Here is a 23,980-nt window from a genome sequence, read left to right as displayed (position 1 = left end):
GAGCCGGGGCCAGAGGCCCGGCCGGATCTCCGCCGGGCAGAAGAGCAGGTTGAGCGCATGGAAACCCGCGCGAACTACGCCCTCATCGGGGCCTTCACCATCGCCGTCATCCTGGCGGGCTTCGGTACCGTGCTGTGGCTCTCCGGGGGGGCCTCGCGGCAAGTCAGCCAGACCGTCCGCATCGTCTTCTCGGGCTCGGTGGGCGGCCTCTCTCGCGGCTCGAGCGTGAACTTCAACGGCATCAAGGTCGGCGAGGTCACCGACATCCGCCTCGCCCCGCAGGATCCGCGCCGGGTGCTCGCCCAGATCAAGGTCGAGCCCGCGACCCCGCTCCGGGCCGACACCCGCGCCCGCCTCGACTCGGCGATGCTCACCGGCGTCTCGGTGATCTCCCTGTCGGGCGGCAACGCCGACGCGCCGGTGCTCACCCCCCTGGCCAACGGCGAGCCGCCGACGATCTTCGCCGATTCCTCCGACATGCAGGACATGATGGCGCTCGCCCGCCAGGTGGCGCAGCGGGCCGACGACATGCTGGCCCGCCTCGACCGGGTCGTCTCCGCCAACGAGGGCGCGATCAGCCGGTCCCTCGCCAACGTCGACACCTTCTCGAAGACGCTCGCCGATGCCGGCCCGAACATCGCGGCGCTGGTCAAGGCGGTGGACGGCGCGAAGCTCGGCCACGTGATCGACAACGCCGACCGCTTCTCGGCGGCCCTGTCCAAGTCCAGCCCCGACATCGAGGGGGCGGTGCACGATGCCCGCTCGCTCGCCGCCAAGCTCAACGCCTCGGCCGACAAGATCGACGCGGTGCTCAACGGCGCCCAGGGCTTCCTGGGGTCGGCCTCCGGCCAGGAGGGGTCCAGCACGTTCACGGAAATCCGCGCCGCCGCGATCTCCGTGCGGGACGCCGGCAAGGCCTTCCGGACCATGTCGGAGAACCTCGACAAGCGCACCGCCAGCATCTCGGCCAATTTCGGCCGCCTGAGCGGCTCCGGCCGCCGGGAGGTCGAGGCCCTGTCGGGGGACGGCCAGCGGACGCTGAGCACGCTCAACCGCACGGTGCGCAGCCTGGAGCGCGACCCGAGCCAGGTGATCTTTGGCGGCAAGCCGTCGTTGCCGGAATACAACGGCGGACGCTGAAATCGCCCGCGGCACAGTCGATGTGTTCCGGCGCACGACACCGATACAGGGGCGGGGTAGTTTTAACCGCATGGCTTTTACAGCTCTGCCGCCCGTCGGCGGGGTCTCTCAGGTTGTGCGCATGGTCCGCTCGTCCCACATCGCTGCCGCTGTGCTGCTCGCCGCCCTCCTGGGCGGGTGCGGCGGCGGCGCGGCGCCCCTCACCTTCGACCTTGCGGCCCTGCCGCCCTCCGGCCGCCCGATCGCGGCGGGCCGGTCAATCGCGGTCTCGGAGCCGGTCAGCATCCAGCCCTTCGAGGCCGACCGGATCATCGTGCGCGAGCCCGGCGGCGCCCTCTCGTTCCTGGGCGGCGGCCAGTGGGCCGACCGGCTGCCGCGGCTGATCCAGACGCGCATCATCCAGAGCCTGGAGAATTCCGGCCGCCTGCGCTCCGTGAGCCGGCCCGGCGACAAGGTCGTGGCCGATTACCAGCTGATCAGCGAGATCCGCGCCTTCGACGTCCAGGCCGGGACCGGCGAGGCCGTGGTCGACCTGTCGCTGAAGCTCGTGACGGACGGGACCGGCAAGGTGACCGCGGCGCGGATCTTCACGGCCCGTGTGCCGGTGGCCAAGGTCGATTCCGGCAACGGCGCCCGCGCCCTCGATCAGGCGCTTTCCATCGTGCTGGCGGACGTGGTGCGCTGGGTGAACACCGGGCGATGAGCCCGGCTCACTCCATCACGGCGGCCTTCATGATCACCACCATGGTCGCCCGCGCCGGACCCTCGGTGCAGCGCACGAGGTGGGGGCGGTCGCAGCGATAGCGCAGGGTCTCGCCGGCCCGCGCCCGCTGCACGATGCCGCCGACCTCGACCTCGAACGCCCCCTCGGCGACCGAGAGCGACTCCACCGAGCCGCGCTGGTGCGGGTCCGAGTCGAGGACGCCGCCGGGATCGGCCGCGACCTCGTACCATTGCAGCCACTCGATCGTCTTGAGCCAGCCGATGATCGCCAGCCGCACCTTGCCGTCCTCCGAGACGAGGATCGGCGTGTCCGCCCGGGAGGTCTTCTCGATGAACGGTTCCTCGTCGCCCGCGGCCAGAACCCGTTCGATGGACACGTCCAGCGCCTGCGAGAGCCGCCAGATCGTCGCGAGCGTCGGGTTGGTCTCGTTGCGCTCGATCTGGCTGATGATCGATTTGGCCACGCCCGACTGCTCGGCGAGTTCCGAGAGCGAGAGGTTGTAGGCCTTGCGCAGCCGCTGGATGGTCTTGCCGAGCTGTCCGGAGAGCGCCTGCGCCCCGGTCAGCAGGTCGCGCCCGCGCCCCCGGTCGGGCCGTTCCGCCTGATCCTGCATCGTCACCGGTCCGCCTGCGCCGTTCCGTTATCCGAACGATCGTGCGCTTCTTCAAACGCAATCGCTGTCCGGTTGCAAGGCACGGGCAGGGCCGAAGCACCGAAAGCTCCGATCCGCCTCCCCTACGGCCACGCGGCGTGGAAGTGGTGGACGGGGCCGTGGCCCGCCCCGACCGCGAGGCGGTCGGCCGCCGCGAGGGCGGCGGTCAGGTAGGTCTTGGCGTCCGCGACAGCCTCCGGGAGCGTCAGGCCGTGGGCGAGCCCCGCCGCCACCGCGGCCGAGAGGGTGCAGCCGGTGCCGTGGGTGTTGCGCGTCGCGATCCGCGGCGCCGACAGGGTCCGCAGGGTCCCGTCCGCCGTGACGAGGTGATCGATGCTCTCGCGCCCCGTTCCGTGGCCGCCCTTGATCAGCACCGCCCGGGCGCCGAGAGCCACGAGCCGGCGGGCCTGGGCCACCGCCGTCGCCGCGTCCCCGGCCACGGCCTCGCCGAGCAGCACCGCCGCCTCCGGCAGGTTGGGGGTGATCAGGTCGGCCCGCGGCAGCAGCCGCTCCCGGAGCGCCGCCACCGCGTCGTCGGCGATCAGCCGGTCGCCGCTGGTGGCCACCATCACGGGGTCGAGGACGATCGGGATCGCGGCGGCGTGACGCTCCAGGCCGTCCGCGACCGCCGCGATCACCGCGGCCCGCGACAGCATGCCGATCTTCAGGGCGTTCACGGCGAGATCCGAGAACACGCTGTCGATCTGCCGGGCCACGAAATCGGGCGGCACGTCGTGGATGGCCTGGACGCCGGTCGTATTCTGCGCGGTCAGCGCCGTGATCACGCTGGCGCCGTAGACGCCCAGCGCCGAGAAGGTCTTGAGATCCGCCTGGATGCCGGCGCCGCCGCCGGAATCCGAGCCCGCGATCGTCACCGCGATGGGGGCGGTGCCGCTCATCGTGCACCCGCCCGCTCGGCGAGCGCGGCGTCGATCCGGGCGCGCAGGTCGCGGGCGCGCTGGCGCACCGGTTCCGCGCCGAACAGGGCGGTGATCACCGCGATGCCGTCCGCCCCGGCGGCGATCACCGCGGCCGCGTTCTCCAGGCCGATCCCCGCGATGGCGCCGAGCGGCAGGCCCGCACCGCGTGCCAGGCGGGCGCGGAAGGCGATGCTGGCAAAGCCTTCGAGGCCCACCGGCGGGTCGGGATTGTCCTTGCTGGTGGTGGCGAACACGCCGCCGATGCAGGCGTAGTCGACGGGCAACCGGTACAGCTCGTCGGCCTGGGCCGGTTTCTTCAGGGTGAGGCCGATGATCGCGCCCTCTCCCAGGAGGCGGCGCGCGTCGGCGGGGTGCAGATCGCCCTGGCCGAGATGCACGCCGTCCGCCGCCGCCGCGAGGGCGAGGTCGACGCGGTCGTTGACGAGCACCGGGACCCGGCCGCGCACGGCCTCACGGATCGCCCGGATCCGCGCCAGCGCGGCGCGGGCGTCGGGGACGTCCTTCTCGCGGTACTGGAGCAGGGTGCAGCCGCCCGCCACCGCCTCGGCGGCGAGCTGCGCCAGCCGCGTCCCGTCCGCACCGCAGACGCCCACGTCGAGGAGGCCGTAGAGCCGCAGGTCCACCGCCCGGCTCCCGGGCGATGCGGCGCTCGCGCTGGCTGGCATCGCTGTCGCACATTCCCCGCCCCGTCCGGCCCCGCGCCGGCCCTCGGGCGTCCCTGTTTGGATAGCCCCATCGGCGTTGGCAAGCGTTCCGGGCGGCATCCCGGGGAGCGGCGTCATACGGCGGCGTTGACGTGCGCCGATCCTGCACGCCTATAGGCGGGATCGGCTAAGGCGCATCCGAGGGGAGAGGCGGTCAGGGACGATGAGTGTTGCCGCGGTGCAGACGGGTGCGCGCGGGGCGCAGGCCCTGCCGGAGCGCTCCTCCGTGGGCCTCGTCGCGGTGATCGTCGCCGCGACCAAGGGGGAGCCGCGCGCCCTCACGATCCGCGTCCCCGATCAGGCGCCGGGCCGCGTGGACGGCCTGCCGGCCGGTCCGCTCGTGCCCGAGCACGCGACCCTGGAGCGCGGCCTGCGCGCCTGGGTGGAGCGGCAGACGCACCAGCGCCTCGGCTACGTGGAGCAGCTCTACACCTTCGGCGATCGCGACCGCTCCGGAACCGCCGAGAAATCGGGGGTGCACTCGCTGTCCGTCGCCTACCTGGCCCTCGTCCGCGAGGAGCGGCCCGCCGGCCTCGCCGAGGCCGCGTGGCAGAACTGGTACCGCTACCTGCCCTACGAGGATTTCCGCCAGGGGCGCCCGCGCCAGCTCGACGCCATCGAGGCGCGGCTCGCCGCCTGGGCCGCGGAGCCCGAGGATTGCGCCGTCCGGACCCGCCGCCTCGACCGCCTCGGCCTGACCTTCGGCATGAACGGCGGCACGTGGAACGAGGAGCGGGTGCTGGAGCGCTACGAGTTGCTGTTCGAGGCCGGCCTGATCCCGGAGGCGAGAGGCAACCCCGGGCCCGCGCTGCCGAACGATCCCACCGGCGTGCCCATGGCCTTCGACCACCGGCGGGTGCTCGCCACGGCGATCGGGCGCCTGCGCGGCAAGATCAAGTACCGCCCGGTGGTGTTCGAGCTGATGCCGCCGGAATTCACCCTTCTCCAGCTCCAGCGCACCGTCGAGGCGCTGTCGGGCACGCAGCTGCACAAGCAGAATTTCCGGCGTCTCGTGGCGCAGCAGGGGCTGGTTGAGGAGACCGAGAGCGTCACCAGCGGCGCCGCCGGCCGGCCGGCCCGGCTCGTGCGATTCCGCCGGGAGGTGCTGCTGGAGCGTCCGGCGCCGGGCCTGCGGCTTCCGTCCCGACGGCTGGGCTGACTCCCGCCCGGAACCGCGGGGTCATGGCCGCGGCCGGGACGTCCGCCCGGCCATCGCCGGTCGGGCCGACCGCGCGCGGTCGGCCCGAATCAGGGGACGCGGGCCCGTGGCGGCTACGGCCTGTGGAGGCGATAAACCTGCCATGTCAGCATCATGCTCGACACCATCAGGGCGGCGTGCAGCGCCTGGAGGAGAAGCGGCCCATCTTGCATCGGCTCAATCCCGCGGATCCGGCGTCGCCGGGAACACGGGATCCTGAGCAACTCCCGGGCCAGCCGCCGGGCCCGTCGCCGGGGCGGCCGCTCACGGCGCGACCGGCTCGGGCATCGCGAAGGCCTTGGCCGAGAGCAGGCGCGTCAGGGTCGCGAGGAGATCGGTCTGGGTGATGATCCCCAGGATGCGCCGGTCCTCGCCCGTGACCACGACCGCGTGCGCGTGGCCGTCGGTCAGGGAGCCGATCAGCCTGATCACCGGTTCGCCCGGCGCGGCGGTCCGGGCCTCGGACATCGCCTGCGCGACGGCGCCGTCGCCCCGCAGGGTCAATTCCCGCAGGCCGAGCGTGCCGGCGAGCCGCCCCTCCCCGTCCACCACCGGCAGGGTGCGGATGTTGTGGGCGAGCAGCAGCTCCCGCGCGCGCGCGGCGCTGCCGTTCAACCCGACCGTCACCACGTCGCGCGACATGACCTCGCCGCAGGTGAGCGTGCCCTGCGTGCGCAGGAGCGCGTGGGCCTCGACCTGCCGCAGGAGCTGGTTGAGGTCGTCGCGGTCGATGTCCATGGTCTCGTGCAGCTCGAGCAGCGCCGCGTCGACATCCTCGGGCCTGAAGCCGACGCGGATGGAGGGGGGCAGGTCGGCCGTCCCGTGCGTGTTGACCGGTGCCCTGGCCGTCACGTGAGGATAGTTGCGCCGCGCGACCTTGTGAAACGCGATCCCGAGGGCGACCAGGATCACCGAGTTGAGGCAGACGGGAAACAGCGGGAACAGGAACCCGGCCGAGGTGACGGCCGGACCGCCGATCAGCGCCGTCAGGGCGGCCGCGCCCCCGGGCGGGTGGAGCGACCGCGTGAGCGACATCGCCGCGATGGCCAGCGACACGCCGACGCCGATCGCCACGACGGGGTTCGTGATGAAGTGGGCGGCCAGCACGCCCATGAAGGCCGAGATCGTGTTGCCGCCGATGATCGACCAGGGCTGCGCCAGCGGACTCGCGGGGACCGCGAACAGCAGGACCGCCGAGGCGCCCATGGGCGCTACGATGAGGGGAATGTGGGGGCCCTGCCCGAAGAACCAGCCGCAGATCAGGCCGGTGAGCGTGATGCCGACGAGCGCGCCGAGGCAGCCGATCAGGCGCTCCCGCAGGGTCGCCCCCGCAAGGATCGGCCTGAACAGCTGAAAGCCGGAGACTTTGCCGGTCTGTTCGTCCGGGCCAACCGTGTTGGACATCCCCGCGCGTCCCTCGCTCGCTCGACCCGCCGGCCGCGCACGCCATCACGCGCGCCGACTCGGCAATCTGGTATACCAGCGGAACGATTACGGACCGGGGCGGGAATTGCAACCGGCTTAGGCGCAATGCCCATCCGCGAGGCAGCGGCTGCCGGCGCCGGCCCGCCCTCGGAGGCCGCGATGGCCATTGAGGGCTCTGCGGGGGAAGGCCGATGGGCCGAGCCCTCCCGCGGCGGCTCAGGTCGGAGGATCGGTGAACGGGCGCATCCGGGCCGGCTTACCCGTAGGTGTGGTCCTCGGCGGGGAAACGCCCGGCCCGCACTTCCTCCGCGTAGGCCTTCACGGCCTCCTCGATATGGGTGCGCAGGCTCCCGAACTGGCGGACGAATTTCGGCGTCCGTTCGGAGAGGCCGAGCATGTCCTCCAGGACCAGGATCTGCCCGTCGCAGACCGCCGAGGCGCCGATGCCGATCGTGGCGGCCGTGACCCGGGGTGAGGTCGCGATGGCGCGGGCCACCGGCTCGACGATGCCCTCCAGCACGATGGCGAAGGCCCCCGCCTCGGAGATCGCCCGCGCGTCCTCCAGGAGACGGCGCTCGTCGTCGGGCAGCCGGCCCTGCACCTTGAACCCGCCCATCGTGTTCACCGCCTGCGGGGTGAGGCCGATATGGCCCATCACCGGCACGCCGCGCTGGACCAAGAACGCCACCGTCTCGGCGAAATGGGCGCCGCCCTCCATCTTGATCGCGCCGGCACCGGTCTCCTTCAGCACCCGGGACGCGTTGAGGAAGGCCTGCTCGCGGCTCGCCTCGTAGGAGCCGAACGGCATGTCCACCACGACCAGCGCCTTCTCGGTGCCGCGGATCACCGCCTGCGCCTGGAGGATCATCATCTCCAGGGTCACGGGGATCGTCGATTCCATCCCGTGCATGACCATGCCGAGGGAATCGCCCACGAGGATGAAGTCGCAATAGGGATCGACGATGCCGGCCGTGTGGGCGTGGTAGGCCGTGAGCGCGGTGATCTTGCGCCCCTCGGCCTTGCGCTTGCCGATATCGATCGCCCGGAGCCGTCGGGACTGCACGACCTGCGACATGGCTTGATCCTCGCTCAGCTCATCCGGGACGCGCATGCCCTCCCCTCCTTGAGGGCCACCCTCCCCGCGAAGGGAGGGAGACACGCGTCCTGCCTTATCGCGCTGTTCTTACACGGCCCGACACGACGGGTCAGCGCCCCGCCTGCGGCTCGGCTCCCGTCGCCCAGTCCGGATCGACTTTCAGATTCGCGGTCTCGTGCAGTTCCTGCCAGCCCTCGACACCCTGTGGGAACCAGCGCACGCCGGTGTAGCCTTTCTGCACCAGCCGCTTGCCGGCATTCCAGCTGCCCCAGCACTCCACGTGGCAGAACACCACGACGGGCTTCGCCTTGTCGCCGCCGGTCAGCGCCGCGACCCGCGCGTAGAACAGGGCCTCGCGCTCCGGCGCCAGGGGCTCGGCCCCGGCCTCCGGCATCCAGACAGCGCCGGGGATCGACGGATGCACCGGCAGCCAGAGGCGGCCTTCGGGGAAGTTCGATGGCTTGCGGTCGGGCGCCGCCACGTCGATCAGCACCGGCTTGTCCGGCCCCGCCATCAGCGCGGCAACCGCGTCCGCATCGACCGCCTCGGCCCCCTTGAGGGTCGACGGCGTATAGCCCTTCGGCGGCCCGGCGTAGAGCCCCTCCGGCTCCGGCACGTTGACCGGGGAATCCGCGGGCGCGGCCGCGAGGCAGAGGAGCGCCGCGCAGGCCGCCGCGATGCGGCCGATCATGCGTGAGTCCCGCATCGCTCAGTTCGTCGGGCTCGGCGGGTTGAAGCTGTGCTGCCAGCGGCCGCCCTGGTTGTCGGAGGCCGCCACCTGGATCGGCTTGCCGTCCGGCTTGAAGGCGAAGTTGATCACCGGGTTCGACGCGATCGAGATGTCGCCCGTCATGGTGAAGACGGTCCGGTCACCCGCCGAGACGGTGAGCTTGTCGATGTAGCGCGCCGGCGTGTACTCGCGGGTCACCTGGTTCATCTGCATGCCCGAGAAATTCGGGTGGCGGACCATCAGCGTGGCCTCCACCGGCTTGCCGGGCGCGGTCTCGGCGAACTTCAGGCGCATGTCGCCCATGCCCTTCATGGCCTCCTCGTCGCTCATCCCCATCGGGGCGGAGCAGCCGCCGGACGCCTTCACGAACTGCTTGGCCTCGTAGAGCTTGCCGTCCTGCGTCTCCACCACGGCGTGCATGTCGGTGTAGTTGTTGACCCGCACGCGCAGCTTCAGCTCGGCCGGGTCGGCGGCGGGGCCGAACTCGAACTTGGCCGCGTAGGGCGCCGGGTTGTCGTCGATGATCAGCGAGACCGCCTTGATCTGACCGTCCTTCGGCATGGTCAGGGTGATCGGCACCAGGGCGGCGTCGAGCGCCCGGACCGGCGCGTCGATCTTCACGAGGCTGTCGGTCTGCGCGATCTGCCGGTCGCCGAAGATCGACTTGGCGATCTCCTGCCAACGGGCTGCCCGCTCATGCTCGGTGTCGGAGGCGCCGGCCGCCTGCGCCATCCCGACGAGGGGGCCGGAGACGGCGCCCGTCGCGAGGACGACGCCGAGGCCGAGGGTGGAGAGCGTCTTTCCGATCCTGTGGGTCATGGCGTGCCTCCCGGTTGCTTTGGATATGGGGATCCTGAAACCTATTCCCACTCGAGTTCCTGGTAGGCCACGGTGACGTTGCGGCCGTTATAGGTGTCGAACAGCGCCCAGGCGTCCCGCTGTTCCGCGGCCACGCTGGTCACCGCCTTCTCGATGGGGACGTCCTTGGCGATCGCCGCGCGGGTGCCGTCGCGCAGGACGGTCAGGTAGCCGGAGAGGTCGGCGAGCGCCGGGGCGAGGTCCACCGCCACGGGGCCGTGGCCCGGCACCGCGCGGGTCGCACCCAGGGTCTTGAGGCGCTCGATCTCCGTGAGCCAGCCCCTGAGGCTGCCGTCGAGGGAGGGGATCCGGTTCACGAACAGCAGGTCGGCGGGAAACAGCAGGCCGCTGCCGGAATCGATCATCGACAGGTCCGAGGTGGTGTGCGCCGGGCCGTGGGCCGTGAAGGTCAGGCGGCGGTCGCCGAGATCGATCTCGGCCGTATCGGCCACGCTCATCGTCGGGTAGACCACCGGCCCGGTCCGGTCCTCGCCCAGTAGATCGATCAGCCGCTTGCGATAGAACTCGCCCCGGGCCGACAGCGCCTCGGTGAGCTTGGCGTGGCCGATGAACACCGGCTTGTCCTGGACGAACGCCCCCGCCCCGAAGACGTGATCGGGGTGGACGTGGGTCAGCACCACGTGGGTGATCGGCTTGTCCGTGCGCTTGACGATCTCGGCGCGCAGCCACCGGCCGTCGGCGAGGCTGCCGCCGGATTCCGTCACCAGCACGCCGGTCTTGCCGACGATGAAGCCGACATTGGCGATGGCGTCGTCGTTGTCGACGGTGGCGTCGGCGATCAGGCCCTTACGGACGAAGATGCCGGGGCCGACTTCCTCGATCGCGAAACTCTCGGCGGCGCGGCCCAGCGTCGGCAGGCAGCACAGGCAGAGCCCCGCGAAGAGCGCGTGCCGCCGCGACGGGCCGGCGCCGAACGTCCTCGGATGGACGGCGTCTGCCGTCATGCCGCTTCCTCCTGATCTTGATTGCCTACCATTAAGTAGGTAGATTGCGACTCCGTCAAGGGGCGAGCCGCGGTGGGGATCGCGGCCGGCCCCACATTCCCGTGAGCCGGAGCGACGATCGCCGCGATGAGGGATACCCGCGCCGAGCTGCTGATGCAGGCCGAGACTCTGGTCCGGGGACGCGGCTATGCCGGCTTCAGCTACGCTGACCTCGCGGCGGCGGTGGGCATCCGCAAGGCGAGCATCCACCACCACTTCCCCACGAAAGTCGATCTCGGCGCCGCCCTGGTGGCGGCCTACGCGGCCCGCTACGCCGCCGCCCTGGAGGCGATCCGTGCCGATGTCCCGGACGGGCCGGGCCGGGTCGCGGCCTACGGCCGGCTCTACCTCGGCGGCGTCGAGCAGGGTCTCGGCTGCCTGTGCGCGGCGCTGGCCATCGAGGGCGAGGTCCTGCCCGAGCGCCTGCGCCGGGATATCGCGGCCTTCTTCGCCGATCACCTCGCGTGGCTGGAGACGATCCTGCGCGCGGGTCAGGCGGACGGCAGCGTGCGCGGCGGCGCGGATCCGGCGTCGCTCGCCCGCTACGTCATCGCGACGCTGGAAGGGGCGCTGCTGATGGAACGGCTGTTCGCGAGCCCCGACGCCTTCCGGGGAACGCTGGCGGTGCTGGTGGACGGGCTCAGGCCGCAGTGAAGCGCGCGTAACCGTCCGCTCGCAGCCGGCAGGCCGGGCAGGTCCCGCAGCCGTAACCCCAGGGATGGCGCTGCCCGCGCTCGCCGAGGTAGCAGGTGTGGCTCTCCTCGACGATCAGCTCGACCAGCGCCCGACCGCCAAGAGTCTCGGTGAGGCTCCAGGTCTGCGCCTTGTCGAGCCACATCAGCGGCGTGTGGAGCACGAAGCGCCGCTCCATCCCGAGGTTGAGCGCCACCTGAAGGGCCTTGATCGTGTCGTCGCGGCAATCCGGGTAGCCGGAATAGTCGGTCTCGCACATGCCGCCGACCACGTGCCGGAGGCCTCGCCGGTAGGCGAGCGCCGCCGCGAAGGTCAGGAACACGAGGTTCCGGCCGGGCACGAAGGTGTTGGGCAGGCCCGAGGCCTCGTAGCCGATCGCAGCCTCCCGGGTCAGCGCCGTCTCGGAGATTTTTCCCAGGGCGTCGAGCGCGACCGTATGGTCCTCGCCGAGCCGCCCGGTCCAGGCGGGGTTGAGACTCGTCGTGCCCGCCCGCAGGGCCGCACGGCGGTCGAGCTCGACCCGGTGGCGCTGCCCGTAATCGAAGCCGAGCGTCTCGACGTGCTCGAACCGGTCGAGCGCCCAGGCGAGGCAGGTGGCCGAATCCTGGCCCCCGGAGAACAGCACCAGCGCGGCGCGGTCCCCGGTGATCGCGGCCTCACTCGCCATCGTACTCAGCCCAGGACATCGGAGTCTCGGCGATCCGCACCCGCGCGAGGCCCGGCAGGTCCGGCCGCAGGCGCTGCCAGATCCAGGCCGCGATGTTCTCGGCGGTCGGGTTTTCCAGCCCCTCGATCTCGTTGAGGCAGTGATGGTCGAGCCGCGCCAGCAGCGGGCCGAAGATCGACTCGATGTCGTAGAAGTCGATTACCCAGCCGGTGTGGGGATCGACCGGGCCGGCGACCGTCAGCTCGACCCGGTAGGAATGCCCGTGCATCCGGTGGCAGCGGTGGGTCTCGGGCACGTTCGGCAGCCGGTGGGCCGCCTCGAAGGTGAAGGCTTGGGTGATCTTCATGGGCGGGATTCGCGGGATGTGGCCGATCTCGCACCCGCCATAGCGCCGACGGGCCGTCCCGCGCAAAGGCGGGCTGCCCTGCGTGCCGCGGCGGCGGCGGATCAGGCCGCGGCGGCCTCCTTCGACCACCGCGCGTACCACGCCTTGAACAGGCGCAGCTGGTTCTCCGCGTAATGGCGCTGGCCGGCGCTCAGAGCGTCGGTGGCGTTGAAGTGAAGCGCGTATTCCGGGTTCCCCTCCAGCACCATCAGGTACTTGTAGTACAGGACGAGGTCGGTCCCCTCGTCGAAGCTCGACAGGATCGCCAGGGCGGCGTCGAGTTCTTCCGCCCGCCGCCGGGCGGGGACGTCGCCGCCGGCCGCCTTCTCGCAGAGGGCCACGAGGTGGAGGACCTCCCGCGGCAGGACGTTGCCGATGCCCGTGATGGCGCCCCGGGCGCCGCAATTGACGTAGCCGTGCACCACCTGGGTATCCACCCCGACCATCAGGGTGATGTCCGGCGCCTGGCCGGTGATGTGCTCGGCCGCGTAGGTGAGCGACTGCGCGCCCCCGAACTCCTTGAAGCCGACGAGGTGCGGGTACCGGCCGCGCAGACTGAAGAACAGCTCCGCCCGGGTCTCGAAACCGTAATAGGGGCTGTTGTAGATCACCGACGGCAGGTCGACGGCCGCCTCGAGGATGCCGGAGAAGTGAGCCTCCTGCGCCGCCGCCGAGCTGCCGCGCGACAGCACCCGCGGGATGATCATCAGGCCGTGGGCGCCGGCCGCCTTGGCGTGGGCCGCGAGCGCCGCCGCCCGCTTCGGGTTCTGCGCGCCGGTCCCGACGATGACCGGGACGCCGGCCGCGAGCAGCCGCTCGACGCCTTCCATCCGCTCCTCGTCGCTCAGGAGCGGCCAGTCGCCCATCGAGCCGCAATAGACGACCGCCGACATCCCTTCGGCGACGAGGTCCTTCCCCTTCCGCGCGAGGGCGTCGAGATCGGGCGTCCGATCCGGCCGGCAGGGCGTCATCAGGGCGGGGATCGTGCCGGAGAAGATGTGTCGGTCGGAGGCCATCGCCGGCTCGTCTGCTGGGAGGAGGATCGTCCCGGCGGGCCTTGCAGGTCGCGCCGGGCGGCGTGTCTCTCCATGGCAGCGACGTGCGATTCTGGCAAGGATTTTATACAATCCCGGCCGATTTCGTCAGCCCTGAAGTCTCGCCGAGGAAGGCCATCAGCGCGGCGGCGACGTGGTCGATATGGTCGGTCAGGAGGGCGCAGGCGGCCGAGACGTGGCCGTTCCGGCACAGCCGGACGATCTCGCGGTGCTCGCGGTCGGCCCGTTCCAACTCGGCGTTGTCCGTTGACAGCTGTAGGCGGGTGTAGCGGTCGCACTCGGCCAGGAGGGAGCCGACGAGGGCGAGGGCTCGGGGGCGCTCGGCCTGGCCGTAGAGGAGGAGGTGCAGATCCGTGTTGAGGGCGCCCCAGCGCGCCGTCGCGCCGTCGCGCAATGCCGCGGCGTAATCCTCCAGCAGAGCGTCGGCCCGCGCGAAATCCTCGGCGGTGAGGCGCGGGGCCGACAGGGATAGGAGCCGGGGCTCCAGGGTGCCCCTGAGTTCGAGGGCCTCGGCCGCGTCCGCCGGCGAGAGCGGCGCCACCGTCGCCCCGCGGTGCGGGTGGATTCGCACCAGGCCCTCGGCTTCGAGCTGGAACAGGGCTTCCCGTACCGGGATGCGGCTGGCGCCGAATTCCGTCGCGAGGCCGTCCTGGCGCAGCTGGGACCCGGCCGGATAGCGCCCGTCGAGGATGCGCCGCCGGATCTCGGATCCGATCGAACCCGCGATGGTCCGGTTCTTCATCGTCTCGCTCCACCGTCGGGCCCGGTCGTGGTCGGGGCCCTTGACGGGGAGGCCCCGGTGTTGAAATTGTATAAAATCCAGCGGGCCTCGGGGGCCCTGTATAGCAGAGGGGTTGCCCGCGATGACGCTTCACCGTCGCCAGCTTCTGGCCGGGACCGCCTGCGCGGCCGCCGCCAGCATCGGCCGCCCGTACCTCGCCCGGGCCCAGCCCGGCGCCGGCAGCGTGCTGCGCTTCATCCCGTCGACGCCCCTGCCGTCCCTCGATCCCATCGTCGCCACGAGCTACGTCATCCGCAACCACGGCTATCTCGTCTACGACACGTTGTTCGCCACCGACGAGAACTTCCGGATCCAGCCCCAGATGGTCAGCGACTGGCAGGTCGCGCCCGACGGCCTGCGCTGGACCTTCCACCTCCGCGACGGCCTCAGCTTCCACGACGGCGCCCCCGTCGAGGCCAAGGACTGCATCGCCTCGGTGGCGCGCTGGTCCAAGCGGGACGCCTTCGGCCAGACCCTGGCGGGCTTCGTGGAGGCGTACGGCCAGGAGGACGCGCGGACCTTCACCATCGCGTTGAAGAAGCCGTTCCCCCTCCTCCCGGCGGCGCTCGGCAAGCTGTCCTCCAACGTGCCCTTCATCATGCCGGAGCGCATCGCGCTGCAGGACGCCTCCAAGCCGATCGCCGACGCCATGGGCTCCGGGCCCTGGCGCTTCGAGGCGCGGGAATGGATCCCCGGCCAGAACGCAATCTACACCCGCCACGCCGGCTACCGTCCCCGCGAGGAGGCGCCCTCCTGGGCGGCCGGCGGCAAGGTCGCCAAGGTCGACCGGATCGAGTGGCTCGCCATCACCGAGGCCTCGGCGGCGGTGGGCGCGATGATCCAGGGGGCGGTCGACTGGTACGAGCAGCCCGCGATCGACCTGATCCCCGTCCTCAAGGGCAAGCCCGGGATCGAGATCCGCAACGTGCCGCTCGGGCTGATCCTGCTGATGCGGTTCAACCACACGCAGCCGCCCTTCAACAATCCCGAGATCCGCCGGGCCGTGATGATGGCCATGAAACAGGACGACTACATGCAGGCGGTGGTCGGCAGCCCCGAATACTACCGGGAGGCCAAGACCTTTTTCACGCCGGGCTCGCCGATGTCGACCGGCGCCGGCGGGGCCGCCGCTCTGCAGGGGGACCTCGCCAAGGCCAAGGCGATGCTGGCCCAGGCCGGCTACAAGGGCGAGCGCGTGGTGCTGCTGGCCCCGGCCGACCAGCCGATCGCCTACAATCAGTCGCTGGTGACCCAGGACCTGCTGAAGCAGCTCGGGATGAACGTCGATCTGGTCTCCACCGACTGGGGCAGCTTCATCGCCCGCCGCGGCAACCGCGGGCCGGTCGAGGCCGGCGGCTGGTCGCTGTTCCACACGCTGTGGTCCGGGGCGGACGTGCTGAACCCGGCCCTCCACCCGCTGATCCGGGCCAACGGTCAGGCCGCGTGGTTCGGCTGGCCGGACGACCCGACGCTGGAGACGCTGCGCAGCGCGTGGATCGCCACCGGCGACGAGGCCCAGCAGAAGGCTCTCGCCGCCCGCATCGAGGAGCGCGCCTTCGAGGTCGTACCCTACGCGCCCGCGGGCCTCGTGCAGCAGCCGATGGCCGTCAGCACGAAGCTCAAGGGCATGGTCATGGCGCCGGTGCAGTTCTTCTGGAACATCGAGAAGACCGGCTGATCTCCAGCGCCCGGACGGGACCGCCGCTCTAGCCCGCGCCCTTCTCGGACACGCCGGCCTGCGCGAAGGTCGCCATGCCGGTGTGGCAGGCGAGCGCGCCCTTGAGCAGGCCCATCGCCATCCCGGCGCCCGAGGCCTCGCCGAGGCGCATGCCGAGCGCCAGCAGCGGCACGAGGCCGAGCCGCTCCAGCACCTCCGCGTGGACGCCCTCCGCCGAGACGTGGCCGGCCAGGCAATGGTCGAGGGCGCTCGGATCGGCGGCGTGCAGCACGGCGGCCGCGGCGGTCGCCACGTAGCCGTCGATCACCACCGGGATGCGCTGCAGCCGGGCCGCCAGGATCGCCCCCGCCATGGCGGCGATCTCCCGGCCTCCGAGGCGTGCCAGCACCTGGAGCGGGTCGTCGAGATGCCCGGCATGGTGAGCGAGCGCCGCCTCCACGGCCGCGACCTTCCGGGACAGGCCGTCCCGGTCCACGCCGGTGCCGCGCCCGACCCACTGGGCGGCCTCGCCGCCGAACAGGGCGGCGTAGAGGGCGGCCGCCACCGTGGTGTTGCCGATGCCCATCTCGCCGATGCCCAGGCAGTCGGTGCCGGCGGCCACCGCCTCCATGCCGAACGCCATGGTCGCGACGGTGGCCCGCTCGTCGAGGGCCGGCCCGTCCGCGATGTCGCCGGTGGGCATGTCGAGGGCGAGGTCGAACACCTTGAAGCCGAGGCCGTAGGCCGCGCAGATCTGATTGATCGCCCCGCCGCCGGCGGCGAAATTGTCGAGCATCTGCCGGTTGACCGCGTCCGGGAAGGCCGAGACGCCGCGGCGCGTGACGCCGTGGCTGCCGGCGAAGACGCAGACCAGCGGCCGGTCGAAGCTCGGCGGCGCCTTGCCCTGCCACGCCGCCAGCCACGTCACGAGGCTTTCCAGTCGCCCTAGGGAGCCGGCGGGCTTCGTCAGGGTGGCGTCCCGGGCGGCGACCGCCGCCTTCGCCTCCGCGTCGGGACCCGGCATCGCCTTCAGCAGGTTGCGGATGTCGTCGAAGGGGCTGGGTTCGGGAGGGGTCATCGGGGCGGTCACCGGGTCTGTCATGGCGGCGATGATTTCCTGTGGGCGCCCGCAGTCGGGGAGACGGGGCCGGATCGGAGCGACTATACTGCACCGGCTCGCTCCACCGATGTGCGGTGGCGGGCGGATGCGAGAGACCGCGATGGACAGGCAGACCGGCGGGGAGGCCGACTGGCCCGGGCGCGGCGCCCTCTACGACCTCGCCGGGTGCCTGCGCTTCTACTCCCGCCTGCCGGTGCCGCAACTGCCCGGCGAGCCGGACCCGCACCGCAGCCCCGACTTCACCACCCTGCCGCGGATGCTGCCGCTGGCCGGCCTGATCCTGGCCCTCCCGGCCGCGCTGGTGCTGGCAGGCGGCTGGCGTATCGGCCTGGGACCGTTCCTGGCCGCGACGCTCGCCGTCGCGGCCCTGTTGGTGGCCACCGGGGCGCTCCACGAGGACGGGCTCGCCGATGTGGCGGACGGTTTCGGCGGCGGCGCGACCCGGGAGCGCCGCCTGGAGATCATGCGCGACAGCCGGATCGGCACTTACGGGGGCGTGGCCCTGGTGCTGGCGCTGGCCCTGCGGATCGGCGCCCTGGCGACGCTCCTCGACCGGACCGGCTACGCGGCCCTGACCGGCCTGATCCTGGCCGCGGCGCTGTCGCGGGTCGCCGCCCTCGCGCCGATGGTGCTGCTGCCGCCGGCGCGGCCGGGTGGCCTGTCCGCCGCGGTGGGCCGTCCGAACCGGGCGAGCCTCGCCACGGCCTGCGCCCTCGGTCTGGCGCTGGCGCTGGCGGCCCTGCCCCTCGGCCTCCCCTTCGGTGGCGTCGCGCTGATGATCCTGTGGGCGGGCCTCGCCGCGCTGGTCCTGACTTGGCTGGCGCGCGCGAAGATCGGCGGGCAGACCGGGGATGTGATCGGCGCCTGCCAGCAAGTCGCCGACATCGCCGCCCTGCTGGCCCTGGTGGCGGCGGTGGCGAGTTGAGGACGCGTCCCAGGCCATGACCCGGCCACGATCCCCCGGCCAAGGTTTTTCGATGTCGCCCGTTCCGAAGCCCTCCTCACCCTGTACCAAGGTCTGCGTGCTCGACGCGGCGACCGGCCTGTGTTGCGGCTGCGGGCGGACCCGAGACGAGATCGCCGCCTGGGGCTCGCTCTCGGAGGCGCAGCGCCGCACCCTCATGGCCGGGCTGGATGCCCGGATGCGCGAGGCCGGCCTCATGCCACTCGAAGAACCGCTGCCGTCATGATCTATCTCGGGCTCGCCGCGATCGCCCTCGTCCTCGTCGCTCTGATCCTCAGCGACGGCAGCGACAGCATCGGCGGCGTGATCGAGCCCGATCAGCTGGCCAACCTCGCCTGGACCGGCACGATCCTGCTCCTGGTGGTGGCCGGGTTCTGGCGGTCCTTCACGGCCCGGCTCGGCGCGAACCTGCAGGCGCTCCTGGCCTGGGCGCTGATCGGCCTCACGCTGGTGATCGGCTACACCTACCGGGACCGGATCCAAGGCGTGAGCGCCCGCGTGCTCGGTGACCTGCGGCCCGGGACAGCCACCTCGGACGGAGACGGGTCCGTTACTATCACCCGGCGGGCGGACGGCGACTTCCGGGTGGAGGCCGAGGTCAACGGCCGAGTGCAGCCCTTCCTGTTCGATACCGGGGCAAGCAGCGTGGTGCTGACCGCCGAGAACGCCGCCACCCTCGGTCTCACGCCGGCACCGTCCGCGTTCACCGCCCGCGTCTCCACCGCCAACGGCATCACCTACGCGGCGCCGATCCAGCTCGATTCGCTCGCTGTCGGCACGATCACCGAGCGCCGGGTGAACGCCATGGTGGCCAAGCCCGGGGCGCTCTCCGCGAACCTCCTCGGCCAGACCTTCCTGACGCGGCTCTCAGGCTACGAGGTCCGGGGCGACCGCCTGATCCTGCGGCGCCCCTGAGGCTGGCACCTCAGGCGGCCCGGGCCTCGGGCGCCGCGCGGGAGACCAGCGCCACCGCGGCATGCAGAGTCGCGAGGTCGGCATCCAGTCCCATCCCGTGCGTCGAGAGGTGGCGCCGATAGGCCCGGGCGCCGGGCCGGCCGTTGAACAGCCCGAGCATGTGCCGGGTGACCGCGTGCAGGCGCTCGCCCCGGGCGAGGACGGCCGCCACGTAGGGCTCGAACGCCGCCACCGCCGCGAAGGCGTCGGAGGCGGGCGCAGGCACGCCGAACAGCACGGGATCCACGTCGAGGAGCAGCGCCGGTTCGCTATAGGCGGCGCGGCCGACCATCGCGCCGTCCACCCCGGCGAGCCGCGCCCGCACGGCATCCAAATCGCGCAACCCACCGTTGACCGAGACTGGCAGCCCCGGGTGCCGCCGCTTCAACCTTTCCGCCCGGCCGTAATCGAGGGGCGGCACGTCGCGGTTCTCCTTGGGTGACAAGCCCTGGAGCCAAGCCTTGCGGGCGTGGACGATCAGCCCGTCGACGCCCGCGGCCACGACCGCGTCGGCGAGGGCGTCCAGCGCCGCCTCGGGATCCTGGTCATCGACGCCGATCCGGCACTTCACCGTCACCGGCACGGAGACGGCCGCCTTCATGGCAGCCACGCAGTCGCCCACCAGCGCCGGCTCGCGCATCAGGCAGGCGCCGAAGCGCCCCTCCTGCACGCGATCCGAGGGGCAGCCGACGTTCAGGTTGACCTCATCGTAGCCGAATGCGGCGGCGATCCGCGCGGCCTGGGCCAGCTCCGCCGGATCGGACCCGCCGAGCTGGACCGCCACCGGGTGCTCCACCTCCGAGAAGCCGAGCAGGCGTTCGCGCGGGCCATGCAGCACCGCGCCCGTGGTCACCATCTCGGTGTACAGCCGGGTGCGGGCCGAGAGGGCGCGATGAAAGGCTCGGCAGTGCCGATCCGTCCAGTCCATCATCGGGGCGACGGAGAAGCGCCACCCCTTGAGGTTCTCAGGTTCTTTCGGTCCGCCAGTCACTTGCCGTCGCTCTCGTGCTGTACCTCGTCGGGCCTCGGTGAACTCAACGGGCCTCGGATTGATGGAAGTACAGCAACGCCGTACCGGCTCCGCTTCCTGCTGTACCGTTGCGCGCGCGCGCGAGGGGGACCATCGTCGAACGCGCGCGGCAAAACGGATCGACGGGGTATCACGCCTCGATCGTCGTCAAAAGGGACGGGACGATTCATCGCGAGACCCGGACCTTCGACCGGCGCGCTGCGGCCGCGGCCTGGATCCGGACGCGGGGGAAGGAACGCCACGCGCCCGGCACCCTCGGCCAAGCGAAACCCGAGGATCCGACGCTCGCCGCGTCGGGATCAGAGAGGCCACGCCGAGGCCGGCCGAATGCCAAGATGGTGAGTTCCGCATCCCATGTCGGCGAGGCTCATAACCCGGCAGGCTGCGGGTACGACACGCAGGCCCTGTTGCTCTTGCCGCAGGGTACTCTTGCAGCAGGGCAAGACGACATTCGGAGCTGAACCGGTCACGCCGGTCCGAGCCCTTCTCGAAGGCTCTGAGTCCGGCGGCCTGATGCATCCAGGTGCGGCGCGCTGGCGATACCAGCTTGCGTCGCCGCGTCGTGATCCGGCCGCCTCGGCGCGGCGCGGCGCGGACACGCTTGGCCCGTCCGTAGGCTGCCCGCTCCGCCTCAACCACGCGCGCCAGGAGCGACGAGGCGGCTTGCGGTCCTGCGCACAGCGCCTGACGCGCCACGATGATGGGCGGCGTCGACGGCGATTGGGCCGTTGTGGTCCCCGGCGGCGAGGCACCGCCTCGTCAGCGAAAAAGGTTCGGCGGCACTGGCGGGCTCGCGTTGAGCAGGGTGATCGTCACCCGTCGGTTCGGCGCGAGGTAGGGATTGTCGGGGAAAACCGGCTCGGTGTCGGCGCGCCCCACCACGGAGGCGAAGTTGTCTTTGGGAACACCGGCACCCCCGAGGATCTCGCGCACGGCGAGCGCACGCCCGGCGGTGAGGGTCCAGGGTTCGTCGACCCGCGCAGAGCCCGGGCGCGCGGCGGCCGTGTAGCCGGTTATGGACAGCCGGTTGGGCAGCCGGCGCAGGGCGGGCGCGAGCGCCTCCAGCACGCGACGGGTGCGGTCGTAGGGGTCGACAGAGCCCTCGCGGAACATGGAGCGGCCGTCCTCGTCCACGAGGGAGACGTTCACGCCCTCCTTGGTCTGCTCGATCACGATGTTGCGCGACAACTCGGCAATGTCGGGCATCTTCTGCAGCGCCTGCCGGAGGCTGGCTATGGCGCTGTAGTCGGCCTGCACGTCGGCCACCGGGCGGCTGGCATCGACATCGCTGGCGCGGCCCGGGCTGGTCGGGCGCACCTTGTTCTCCTGCTCGGCAGCGCCCCTCGCCGCGTCGCGGGGCGTGGACGCCTTGTTGCCCGACGTGTCGAGGGCGGTGCCGTACAATATCCCGCCGGCGCCGCTGGTTGCGGGGCTCAAAGCCGCCGGCGCGAAGTATTCCGCCAAACCGACCTTCTGCTCCTGCGTCGTCATGCTGATCAGCCACATCAGCAGGAAGAACGCCATCATGGCGGTCACGAAATCCGCATAGGCGATCTTCCAGGCCCCGCCGTGGTGTCCATGAGCGGCCTTCTTGACCCTCTTGATGATGATCGGCTGGACGGGCTTGGTCATCGAGTTTCTGCTGGTGGCTGGATCAGAGCTGGGCGGGCAGGGCGGCGGTTGCCGCTTCCACTTCGTTGAAGGTCGGGCGGACGTCGCTCATCAGGGATTTGCGGGCAAATTCGACCGCCATCACCGGCGGCTGGCCGCCGATGTGGGCGAGGAGACCCGCCTTGAGTGAAAGGTAGTATTTGGACTCTGCCTCGAAGAGGCTCTTGAGCGACTGCGCCATGGGCCCGAAGAAGCCATAGGCGACGAAGACGCCGAAGAAGGTGCCGACGAGCGCGCCGCCGATCAGATGCCCCAGCACCTCCGGCGGCTCTTTGATCGCCCCCATCGTCTTGATCACGCCAAGCACGGCGGCGACGATGCCGAGCGCCGGCGTTCCGTCGGCCAGCAACTGCATGGCCGAGACGACACGCTCCCGCTCCTGGTGGTGCGTCTCCAGTTCCTCATCCATGAGAGCGTCGATCTCGTGGACATTGTTGGCGCCCAGCGTCACCATCCGCATATAGTCGCAGACGAACTCAACCGCGTGATGGTTCGCCGCAAAGGTCGGGAAGGCGTTGAACAGCGTCGACTGGCCCGGATCTTCGATGTGCGGCTCGATCGCCATCAGACCCTTCTGCTTCGCAAGCTTGAACAATGAGTACTGCATCCCCAGCAGTTCGACATAAGATTGCTGGTTGTATTTGGGGCCCTTCACCAGCGTGGCCAACATGGCGGGCACGGCCTTGAGCACCGGCCCGGTGTTGCCGATGATGAAGGCACCGATCGCTGCACCGAGGATGATGACGAACTCGAACGGCTGCCAAAGAACTTCCAGGTGGCCACCCATCGCCGCGTAGCTGCCGAAGACGCAGGCGAAGACGATCAATGTGCCGACGATCAGCCGCATAATCTGCTATCCTTCCGCGGCGGCAGGTACAGCCCGCGCGAAGCTACCAATGAACTGGCAAATCACTAAATAAGGTTAACGGCGAGTTGAGAGTCGCGGCCGGGGCGCGTCGACGGCGTCTGCTCCGATGATTGCCGCAGGAGGACGGACCGGCAGAAACCCGGAGCGCTCATCTGGTTCTTCCGGCTCGCCGGCCCCTCGTCGTCGCTCCCGTGCTGAACCCCGTCGCGCTGCCTCCCGGCCTCGGATCCCTTGCGGGACAGCTTTGCTGTACCGGCTCCGCCCCACACGTTACCATTTGGGGCGAGGTGGGGATTATCGTCGGGCGCGCGGGACGATGGGCCGACGGGTATCACGGCCCGGTCGTCGTCACCGGAGATCACCGGGTCCACCGCGTAACCCGGACCTCCGGCCCGTGCGGGGGTCGCAAAAGGGGTGAGGGCGCGACAGCGGGCGCGCCATGCGTCCGGCGCCCTCGCCCAGGCGAGGGTCTTCGCTCCGGCGAAAGATCACGACATCGTCGGATCGCGCACCCCCTCTCCCGTCCAACCGCGATCATGACGCGGGCGCGTCCGGTCGCCCACGCCGGCCAGGTGGCGTCGAGTCTGTTGGCTAAGATCGGATGTCGGGACTGGACGGTGGGGCCGACGATCGGCGCGTCGCCGCAGGGCGCCCCGTGCCGCTGCGTGCCGTCACCGCGGCGGAGGTGAGGCGTCACCCTGACGGGAGACCCAGGGACGTGGGCTCTGCCGCATCGATCCTCGATCCCAGGAGCGTCCGGCCGCGCCCGGACAGAGTGAAGCAGGACCAACTCGGCCGCCGTCGTGTTGTCTCATCAGAGACTTTTCTGAGAAGGGACAGGACGTGATGAACCGAGCAATACTGACGGCCGCGACGATCATCGGCGGTCTGGCGCTGATCCCGGCCGCGGCCGATGCCCGGGGCTTCGGCGGCGGTGGCTTCGGCGGTGGCGGCTTCCGCGGCGGCGGCTTCGGGGGCGGCTTCCACGGAGGTGGCGTGGGTGGCGGCTTCCGTGGCGGCGCTCTCGGGGGCGGCTTCCGGGGTGGCGCCCTAGGTGCTGCCGGTGGCGTCCGCGGCAACGGGCTTACGGCCGGCGGATTCCGCGGCGGTCTTGCCGGGCGGGGGATCGGGGGCGGTCTCGGCGTCGGCGGCACGCGCGTCGGCGGTGTCGGTGTGGCAGGCGCGGGGTTGGCCGGCCGGGGCATCGCCGGCAATCAGGGCTTCCGCAACGCCGGCTTCGTGGGCCATCGGGGCTTCGCGGGACGCGGCTTCCGCCGCGGTTACGGCTACGGCGGTCTGGGGCTGGGTGTCGGCCTCGGGCTCGCCGGCGCAGGGCTGGGCTACGGCTACGGCGCCTTCGGGGACGACTATTACGGCGGCGACTACGGGCCGGCCGGGTATGGCTACGCGCCCGCCGGCTACGGGTCCGGCTACGCGCCGGCCGGTTACGGACCAGATGCCGGCACGACCGGGACGGAGGTCACGTCGGACGGTTCGGTCAGCTACTGCATCCAGCGCTTCCGCTCGTACGATCAGCGCACCGGCACCTACCTCGGCAACGATGGGCGCCGGCACAACTGCCCGTAACGCCGGCGCCACGTTCTGGTCCAGGACGGGGGCCCCGGGCAGAGATGCTGGGGCCTCCGAGCCGTTCCGGTCAGCC

Annotated in this window: 25 protein-coding genes; 9 read left to right on the top strand and 16 right to left on the bottom strand. The window is 71.3% G+C overall.

The annotated features are described in order from the left end of the window. The first annotated feature begins 57 nt into the window (after nt 1-57). Together MFF58_RS01445 and MFF58_RS01440 are read left to right on the top strand one after the other, a co-directional pair. Nucleotides 58-1,140 (top strand): MlaD family protein, encoded by a 1,083-nt coding sequence (locus tag MFF58_RS01445; RefSeq protein WP_238284774.1) that lies wholly within the window; start codon nt 58-60, stop codon nt 1,138-1,140. A 121-nt stretch (nt 1,141-1,261) separates the two neighbouring features. Beyond that, nucleotides 1,262-1,843, top strand: a complete 582-nt coding sequence (locus MFF58_RS01440; protein ID WP_238284773.1) for an ABC-type transport auxiliary lipoprotein family protein — start codon at nt 1,262-1,264, stop codon at nt 1,841-1,843. A gap of 7 nt (nt 1,844-1,850) precedes the next feature. Here the strand turns inward: MFF58_RS01440 and MFF58_RS01435 are convergent, their stop codons facing one another. The 3 genes from MFF58_RS01435 to thiE all read right to left on the bottom strand — a co-directional run bounded on the left by MFF58_RS01435 (nt 1,851) and on the right by thiE (nt 4,122). Continuing rightward, nucleotides 1,851-2,477 (bottom strand): helix-turn-helix domain-containing protein, encoded by a 627-nt coding sequence (locus MFF58_RS01435; protein ID WP_238284772.1) that lies wholly within the window; start codon nt 2,475-2,477, stop codon nt 1,851-1,853. Nucleotides 2,478-2,599: 122 nt separating this feature from the next. Further along, a complete protein-coding gene (gene thiD / locus MFF58_RS01430) occupies nt 2,600-3,415 on the bottom strand; it encodes a bifunctional hydroxymethylpyrimidine kinase/phosphomethylpyrimidine kinase (RefSeq protein WP_238284771.1) in 816 nt (271 codons plus the stop codon). Then, nucleotides 3,412-4,122, bottom strand: a complete 711-nt coding sequence (gene thiE, locus MFF58_RS01425) for a thiamine phosphate synthase (RefSeq protein ID WP_238284770.1) — start codon at nt 4,120-4,122, stop codon at nt 3,412-3,414. The genes thiD and thiE overlap by 4 nt, the downstream gene beginning before the upstream one ends. 202 nt (nt 4,123-4,324) lie before the next feature. Between thiE and MFF58_RS01420 the strand changes: the two genes are divergently transcribed. Further along, nucleotides 4,325-5,320 (top strand): NUDIX hydrolase, encoded by a 996-nt coding sequence (locus MFF58_RS01420; protein WP_238284769.1) that lies wholly within the window; start codon nt 4,325-4,327, stop codon nt 5,318-5,320. Nucleotides 5,321-5,623: 303 nt separating this feature from the next. Here the strand turns inward: MFF58_RS01420 and MFF58_RS01415 are convergent, their stop codons facing one another. The 5 genes from MFF58_RS01415 to MFF58_RS01395 form a co-directional block, all read right to left on the bottom strand. Further along, nucleotides 5,624-6,763, bottom strand: a complete 1,140-nt coding sequence (locus tag MFF58_RS01415; RefSeq protein ID WP_238284768.1) for an HPP family protein — start codon at nt 6,761-6,763, stop codon at nt 5,624-5,626. Nucleotides 6,764-7,040: 277 nt separating this feature from the next. Further along, complete coding sequence (panB, locus tag MFF58_RS01410; RefSeq protein WP_238284872.1) at nt 7,041-7,859, bottom strand: 3-methyl-2-oxobutanoate hydroxymethyltransferase; 819 nt, start codon at nt 7,857-7,859, stop codon at nt 7,041-7,043. A 130-nt stretch (nt 7,860-7,989) separates the two neighbouring features. Beyond that, nucleotides 7,990-8,571, bottom strand: coding sequence for a rhodanese-like domain-containing protein (locus MFF58_RS01405; protein WP_238284767.1), 582 nt, complete (start codon nt 8,569-8,571; stop codon nt 7,990-7,992). A gap of 18 nt (nt 8,572-8,589) precedes the next feature. After that, nucleotides 8,590-9,429 carry a quinoprotein dehydrogenase-associated SoxYZ-like carrier gene (locus tag MFF58_RS01400; RefSeq protein ID WP_238284766.1) on the bottom strand — a complete coding sequence of 280 codons (840 nt, stop codon included), beginning with the start codon at nt 9,427-9,429 and terminating at the stop codon, nt 8,590-8,592. Between the two features lie 41 nt (nt 9,430-9,470). Continuing rightward, nucleotides 9,471-10,433 (bottom strand): quinoprotein relay system zinc metallohydrolase 2, encoded by a 963-nt coding sequence (locus MFF58_RS01395; protein ID WP_238284765.1) that lies wholly within the window; start codon nt 10,431-10,433, stop codon nt 9,471-9,473. A gap of 126 nt (nt 10,434-10,559) precedes the next feature. On the opposite strand from MFF58_RS01395, the gene MFF58_RS01390 reads away from it, so the two are divergent. Continuing rightward, the gene (locus tag MFF58_RS01390; protein WP_238284764.1) at nt 10,560-11,126 is read left to right on the top strand and encodes a TetR/AcrR family transcriptional regulator; all 567 of its coding nucleotides are present in this window, start codon (nt 10,560-10,562) and stop codon (nt 11,124-11,126) included. Here MFF58_RS01390 and queC read toward each other — a convergent pair. The 4 genes from queC to MFF58_RS01370 all read right to left on the bottom strand — a co-directional run bounded on the left by queC (nt 11,113) and on the right by MFF58_RS01370 (nt 14,014). After that, nucleotides 11,113-11,832 (bottom strand): 7-cyano-7-deazaguanine synthase QueC, encoded by a 720-nt coding sequence (gene queC / locus MFF58_RS01385; RefSeq protein ID WP_238284763.1) that lies wholly within the window; start codon nt 11,830-11,832, stop codon nt 11,113-11,115. The genes MFF58_RS01390 and queC overlap by 14 nt on opposite strands. After that, nucleotides 11,822-12,178 (bottom strand): 6-carboxytetrahydropterin synthase QueD, encoded by a 357-nt coding sequence (gene queD / locus MFF58_RS01380; RefSeq protein WP_238284762.1) that lies wholly within the window; start codon nt 12,176-12,178, stop codon nt 11,822-11,824. The genes queC and queD overlap by 11 nt, the downstream gene beginning before the upstream one ends. 101 nt (nt 12,179-12,279) lie before the next feature. Continuing rightward, nucleotides 12,280-13,233 (bottom strand): dihydrodipicolinate synthase family protein, encoded by a 954-nt coding sequence (locus MFF58_RS01375; protein WP_238284761.1) that lies wholly within the window; start codon nt 13,231-13,233, stop codon nt 12,280-12,282. Nucleotides 13,234-13,336: 103 nt separating this feature from the next. Next, a complete protein-coding gene (locus MFF58_RS01370; RefSeq protein WP_238284760.1) occupies nt 13,337-14,014 on the bottom strand; it encodes a GntR family transcriptional regulator in 678 nt (225 codons plus the stop codon). 121 nt (nt 14,015-14,135) lie between these two features. On the opposite strand from MFF58_RS01370, the gene MFF58_RS01365 reads away from it, so the two are divergent. Continuing rightward, nucleotides 14,136-15,731 carry an ABC transporter substrate-binding protein gene (locus MFF58_RS01365; RefSeq protein ID WP_238284759.1) on the top strand — a complete coding sequence of 532 codons (1,596 nt, stop codon included), beginning with the start codon at nt 14,136-14,138 and terminating at the stop codon, nt 15,729-15,731. A gap of 28 nt (nt 15,732-15,759) precedes the next feature. Here the strand turns inward: MFF58_RS01365 and cobT are convergent, their stop codons facing one another. After that, nucleotides 15,760-16,812 (bottom strand): nicotinate-nucleotide--dimethylbenzimidazole phosphoribosyltransferase, encoded by a 1,053-nt coding sequence (gene cobT, locus MFF58_RS01360; protein ID WP_238284758.1) that lies wholly within the window; start codon nt 16,810-16,812, stop codon nt 15,760-15,762. Nucleotides 16,813-16,930: 118 nt separating this feature from the next. Here cobT and cobS point away from each other — a divergent pair, with 118 nt between their 5' ends. From cobS to MFF58_RS01345, 3 genes are read left to right on the top strand one after another with little or no spacing between them, the layout of a single operon-like run. Continuing rightward, entirely contained in the window at nt 16,931-17,755 is an 825-nt protein-coding gene (cobS, locus tag MFF58_RS01355; protein ID WP_238284757.1) for an adenosylcobinamide-GDP ribazoletransferase, read from the top strand. A gap of 52 nt (nt 17,756-17,807) precedes the next feature. Then, entirely contained in the window at nt 17,808-18,020 is a 213-nt protein-coding gene (locus MFF58_RS01350) for a DUF1289 domain-containing protein (protein WP_238284756.1), read from the top strand. Continuing rightward, a complete protein-coding gene (locus MFF58_RS01345; RefSeq protein ID WP_238284755.1) occupies nt 18,017-18,709 on the top strand; it encodes a retropepsin-like aspartic protease family protein in 693 nt (230 codons plus the stop codon). The genes MFF58_RS01350 and MFF58_RS01345 overlap by 4 nt, the downstream gene beginning before the upstream one ends. Before the next feature lie 10 nt (nt 18,710-18,719). On the opposite strand, the gene dusA is transcribed toward MFF58_RS01345, so the two are convergent. The 3 genes from dusA to motA form a co-directional block, all read right to left on the bottom strand. Beyond that, on the bottom strand, nt 18,720-19,739 hold the full coding sequence (dusA, locus tag MFF58_RS01340) for a tRNA dihydrouridine(20/20a) synthase DusA (protein ID WP_283206416.1): 1,020 nt from the start codon (nt 19,737-19,739) through the stop codon (nt 18,720-18,722). A 798-nt stretch (nt 19,740-20,537) separates the two neighbouring features. Beyond that, the gene (locus tag MFF58_RS01335; RefSeq protein ID WP_238284754.1) at nt 20,538-21,410 is read right to left on the bottom strand and encodes a flagellar motor protein MotB; all 873 of its coding nucleotides are present in this window, start codon (nt 21,408-21,410) and stop codon (nt 20,538-20,540) included. A 22-nt stretch (nt 21,411-21,432) separates the two neighbouring features. Next, on the bottom strand, nt 21,433-22,296 hold the full coding sequence (gene motA / locus MFF58_RS01330) for a flagellar motor stator protein MotA (protein ID WP_238284753.1): 864 nt from the start codon (nt 22,294-22,296) through the stop codon (nt 21,433-21,435). A gap of 867 nt (nt 22,297-23,163) precedes the next feature. Between motA and MFF58_RS01325 the strand changes: the two genes are divergently transcribed. After that, complete coding sequence (locus MFF58_RS01325; protein WP_238284881.1) at nt 23,164-23,904, top strand: BA14K family protein; 741 nt, start codon at nt 23,164-23,166, stop codon at nt 23,902-23,904. The last annotated feature ends 76 nt before the right edge of the window (nt 23,905-23,980 follow it).

Source organism: Methylobacterium longum (assembly GCF_022179385.1).
Classification (GTDB): Bacteria; Pseudomonadota; Alphaproteobacteria; order Rhizobiales; family Beijerinckiaceae; genus Methylobacterium; species Methylobacterium longum.
Note: the sequence above shows the minus strand (reverse complement) of the source record. Positions and strands in the feature narration are given on the sequence as shown.